Source organism: Sphingomonas sp., from assembly GCF_964263785.1.
Lineage (GTDB): Bacteria > Pseudomonadota > Alphaproteobacteria > Sphingomonadales > Sphingomonadaceae > Sphingomonas.
On record NZ_CAXVWL010000102.1, the window covers coordinates 1 to 4,610 of the forward strand.

Genomic DNA, 4,610 nt, shown 5'->3' on the forward strand with positions numbered 1-4,610 from the left:
CGCAAGGCCGTGGTCGAATACCCGCAAGGCTGGCTGTCGGAACCGATCGAACACGGCGGATCGCGGCAGGCGGCCTGGCGCGTGGATTCGTCGGTCGCGGGCGCGGGCGGGTGCAGCGGCGACATCGGCGTGCATGCGTTCAACATCTTGGAGTTCGTGACCGGCCTGCCCGCCCAGCGACTCATCGCGGACCTGTCGAGCAAGCCGGGCCGGACACTCGACGACGATTGCAACGTGCTCCTGCGCCTGACGGGCGACGTGCCAGCGGTCCTGCACGCGTCGCAGATCGCCGCCGGCGCGCGCAACGGGCTGCGCCTGCGCGTTTGGGGCGAGAGCGGCGGCCTCGACTGGTCGCACGAGCGGCCGGGCGAGCTGCGCGTCGACCGGCCCGACGGGTCGACCACGACGCTGCACGCGGGCGCGGGCATCCTGTCTTCCGCCGGTCGCGCCGCGGGCCGATTGCCGCCGGGCCATCCGGAAGGCTTCATCGAAGCGTTCGCGACAATCTACCGCGACGTCGCCGCCGCGGTGCGGGACGGCCGACAGCCCGATGGCGATCTCCAGGGAGCGGCGGCAGGCGTGCGTGGGATGAGGTTCATCGATAGGGCAGTGCAGTCCTCGGCCGAGGGACGGTGGCTGGCGTTCGAGCGGGCCGCGACTAAGGGACCGGGATCGTGAGGACGCTCAAGGGACCCGGCATCTTCCTGGCGCAGTTCCTGGGCGACCAGCCGCCGTTCGACACCCTCGACGGCATCGCGGCGTGGGCCGTCGACCTCGGCTACGAGGGGGTGCAGCTGCCGACCGACCGGCCCGCCATCTTCGACCTAGACAAGGCGGCCGCTAGCCAGGACTATTGCGACGAGGTCGCCGGTCGGCTCCGCGAGCGCGGCGTCGTGATCACCGAGCTGTCGACGCATCTTCAGGGCCAGCTCGTCGCGGTCCACCCGGCCTACGACGTGCAGTTCGACGCCTTCGCACCACCCCCGCTGCGCGGCAGACCGGCCGAGCGGACGCGCTGGGCGGAGGAACAGCTCCGCCTCGCTGCGGCGGCCAGCGCGCGGCTCGGGCTCGCCACCCACGTCACCTTCTCGGGCGCGCTCGCCTGGCCTTATGTTTATCCCTGGCCGCAGCGCGCGCCCGGGCAGATCGCGGAAGCCTTCGCCGAACTCGCGCGGCGCTGGCGTCCGCTGCTCGACCGGTTCGACGAGGTGGGCGTCGATCTCGCCTACGAGATCCACCCGGGCGAGGACTTGTTCGACGGGCTCACCTTTGAACGCTTCCACGAGGCGACCGGTCGCCACCCGCGCGCCATGATCCTGTACGACCCCAGCCACCTGGTGTTGCAGCAGCTCGATTACCTCGCCTTCATCGACATCTATCACGAACGCATCCGCGCCTTCCACGTCAAAGACGCCGAGTTCCGGCCGTCGGGACGTGCCGGCGTCTATGGCGGCTATGTCGACTGGCTGGACCGTCCGGGCCGTTTCCGATCGCCGGGCGACGGCCAGGTCGATTTCCGCCAGATTTTTTCCAAGCTGGCGCAACATGATTTCGCCGGCTGGCCTGTGCTGGAATGGGAGTGCGCGCTCAAGCATCCCGAGGACGGCGCGCGCGAAGGCGCCCCGTTCATCCGGGCGCACACGATCCGGGTGACGCCGCACGCATTCGACAATTTCGCGAGCGATAAGCGCGCAGAATAGGAGCACCGGACATGCCGAGTACCACCAGGGAGATTCGCTTCGCATCGCGGCCGACGGGGATGCCGACGCTAGACAATTTCGAGCTCGCGGACGTGCCCCTGCCCGACCCCGGCGATGGCGAGGTCCAGGTCGAGAACGTCTGGATGTCGGTCGACCCGTACATGCGCGGCCGGATGATCGACCGGAAGAGCTACGCGCCTCCGTTCGAGCTGGGACAGCCGATGGGTGGCGGAGCGATCGGTCGCGTGACCGCGTCGGCGGTGGCGGGGTTCAGCCCCGGGGACCTCGTGCAGAGCATGTGGGGATGGCGCGAGGCGTTCACTAAGCCCGCGGAAACGGTGGAAAGGCTGCCGGCCGGAGACCTACCACCCCAGGCCTTTCTCGGCGTCGCCGGCATGCCCGGCATGACCGCCTATGTCGGCGTCACAGAGGTCGCCAAGGTCGCGTCGGGCGAGACGGTGTTCGTGTCGGCGGCGTCCGGCGCGGTCGGTTCGCTCGCGTGCCAGATAGCGAAACTTCGCGGTGCCACGGTGATCGGTTCGGCAGGCGGCCCGGAGAAGACCGCGGCGCTTGCGTCCTTCGGCGTAGATGTCGCGATCGACTACAAGGCGCAGCCGGATCTCGCTGGCGCGCTGGCGCGCGCGGCACCTAACGGCATCGACGCGTACTTCGACAATGTCGGCGGCACCCACCTTGACGCCGCGCTCGCCGCGGCCAAGCCGTTCGCCCGCTTCGCGGAATGCGGCATGATCTCGCAATACAACGCGACCGCGCCGCAGGGCCCGACCAACTTCGCGCTCGTGGTCGGGAAGTCGCTGCTCCTGCAGGGCTTCATCGTGAGCAACTACGCCCACCTCCGGCCCCGCTTCGTGGAGGAGCTGCGTGGATGGGTCGCGTCCGACCGCATCATCTGGCGCGAGTCGGTCGTCGACGGACTGGAACGCGCGCCGGAAGCCTTCCTGAATCTTTTCATCGGCGAGAACATGGGCAAGATGCTCGTTCGCCTCGCACGATGACGTTCTCGGCCATTGCGAAGCGACCCCAAGCTATGTAATGGATTACAGGAAGGGATGAGGGTCTGATGGCTATGCAGTTGTCGCCGATCGTGAGCCGACGTGGTCTGATGGTCGCCGGAGGAGCTGCCGCCCTGCCCGCACTGGCCGGATGCGGGCGCGTCGGCGATGCGGCGTCGGAGCCGCTCGACGTCGACATCCTGCAGCAGCTCTGCGACCTCGTCATCCCCCGCACAGGCACGCCGGGCGCGGCGGACCCGTCGGTCGTGCGCTGGATCGCGACAGCCTACGACGCGGGCGTGGCGGACGTCACCGCCGCGACGTGGGGCGAGCTGATGCGCGACCTCGAGAAGGCCGGCGGTCAGCCGTTCGGCTCGCTCCCCGCATCGCGCCGGGCCGCGGTGCTCGCCAAGGTCGACGCAGCGCTGGGACCGCCCGGTCCGCCGCCGGTCAAGCGCGCCGCCGCGACGACGGCGGCCCAACACCCGCCGTCGGCCCCGCCCCCGCCGCCCACCGCCCGCTCCGCCTGGAGCAAGGTCAAGGCACTCATCCTGCGCGGCTACTACACCTCGGAGACGGGTGCCTCGAAGGATCTGGTCTATGAGCTGGTGCCCGGCCGCTACGACCCGGCCGTGGCCGTGACGCCGGCGACGCGGGCGTACAGCACCGACTCCGACGCCAGGAACATGAACGCATGAACACCCCCCAGTTCGACGCGATCGTGGTGGGTTCGGGCATCACCGGCGGGCTCGCGGCCAAGGAGCTGACCGAGCGCGGCCTGACCGTGCTGATGATCGAGCGCGGGCCCGACATCCCGCACCAGAGCGGCTACACGACCGAGACGATTCCACCCTGGGAACTCCCGTTCCGCGGCTATGGCGACCCGCGGGTCCTACGCGATCAATACCCGGTGCAGAGCAAGGGTCGGTACTTTGATGAATGGACGCAGAAGCATTTCGTCAACGACCGCGACCACCCCTACGAGACCACGACCGACGCGCCCTTCCAGTGGCGCCGATCCTACAATGTGGGCGGACGTTCGCTGGTCTGGGGCCGGCAGACCTACCGCTGGAGTCCGATCGACTTCGAGGCGAACGCGAAGGACGGACACGGCGTCGACTGGCCGATCCGCTACGACGACCTCGCGCCGTGGTACGACGCGGTGGAGCGTTTCATCGGCGTCCAGGGCGCCAGCGAGGGCGTGGCCTCCTTGCCCGACGGCAAGTTCCAGCCCGCCTTTCCGCTGATGCCGGTGGAGCAGGCGCTACGGGAGCGGATCAAGGCGACCTATCCCGGCCGCACGCTGACGGTGGCGCGCTCGGCCCACCTGACGCAGGCAAAGGACGGGCGATCGGCTTGCCAGAACCGCGGCATCTGCGCGCGGGGCTGCTCGTTCGGCGCGTATTTCTCGACGCAGAGTTCCAGCTTGCCAGCCGCCAAGGCGACCGGACGTCTGACCGTGATCACAGACAGCGTCGTCGACGGGCTCGACTTCGATCCGGCCACCCGCAAGGTGACGGGGGTGCGCGTGCTCGACACCCGGACGAAGAAGCGCACGCTCCATTCGTCGCGCGTCGTGTTCCTCAACGCCTCGACGATCAACACGATCGGCATCCTGCTCCGCTCGCGCACCGACGCGGCACCCAACGGGCTGGCCAATTCGAGCGGCGTGCTCGGGCAGTTCATCATGGACCACGTCAACGGCGGCGGCGCCGGCGCGATCGTGATGGGCTTCCAGGACAAGACGACGTTCGGCAATCGGCCGACGGGCATCATCGTGCCGCGCTTCCGCAACATCGGCAAAGACGAGGCCGACTTCGTGCGCGGCTACGTCTTCTTCGGCCTCGCCTTCCAGACCAGCTGGCGCTCGCTTGAGAGCCGGCCGGGGTTCGGCGCA

5 protein-coding genes are annotated in these 4,610 nt (G+C 69.2%); all 5 read left to right on the top strand.

Features of this window, described 5'->3' with window-relative positions:
- The coding region (locus ACE5C1_RS13305; protein ID WP_374944557.1) for a Gfo/Idh/MocA family oxidoreductase at positions 1–678 on the top strand (678 nt) is incomplete at its 5' end.
- Positions 675–1,700 carry a sugar phosphate isomerase/epimerase family protein gene (locus ACE5C1_RS13310; protein ID WP_374944558.1) on the top strand — a complete coding sequence of 342 codons (1,026 nt, stop codon included), beginning with the start codon at positions 675–677 and terminating at the stop codon, positions 1,698–1,700. The genes ACE5C1_RS13305 and ACE5C1_RS13310, both read left to right, overlap by 4 nt.
- A gap of 11 nt (positions 1,701–1,711) precedes the next feature.
- Positions 1,712–2,716 carry an NADP-dependent oxidoreductase gene (locus ACE5C1_RS13315; RefSeq protein ID WP_374944559.1) on the top strand — a complete coding sequence of 335 codons (1,005 nt, stop codon included), beginning with the start codon at positions 1,712–1,714 and terminating at the stop codon, positions 2,714–2,716.
- A gap of 65 nt (positions 2,717–2,781) precedes the next feature.
- A complete protein-coding gene (locus tag ACE5C1_RS13320; protein WP_374944560.1) occupies positions 2,782–3,411 on the top strand; it encodes a gluconate 2-dehydrogenase subunit 3 family protein in 630 nt (209 codons plus the stop codon).
- Positions 3,408–4,610 (top strand): FAD-dependent oxidoreductase (locus tag ACE5C1_RS13325; protein WP_374944561.1); only part of this gene is annotated, 1,203 nt, incomplete at its 3' end. The genes ACE5C1_RS13320 and ACE5C1_RS13325, both read left to right, overlap by 4 nt.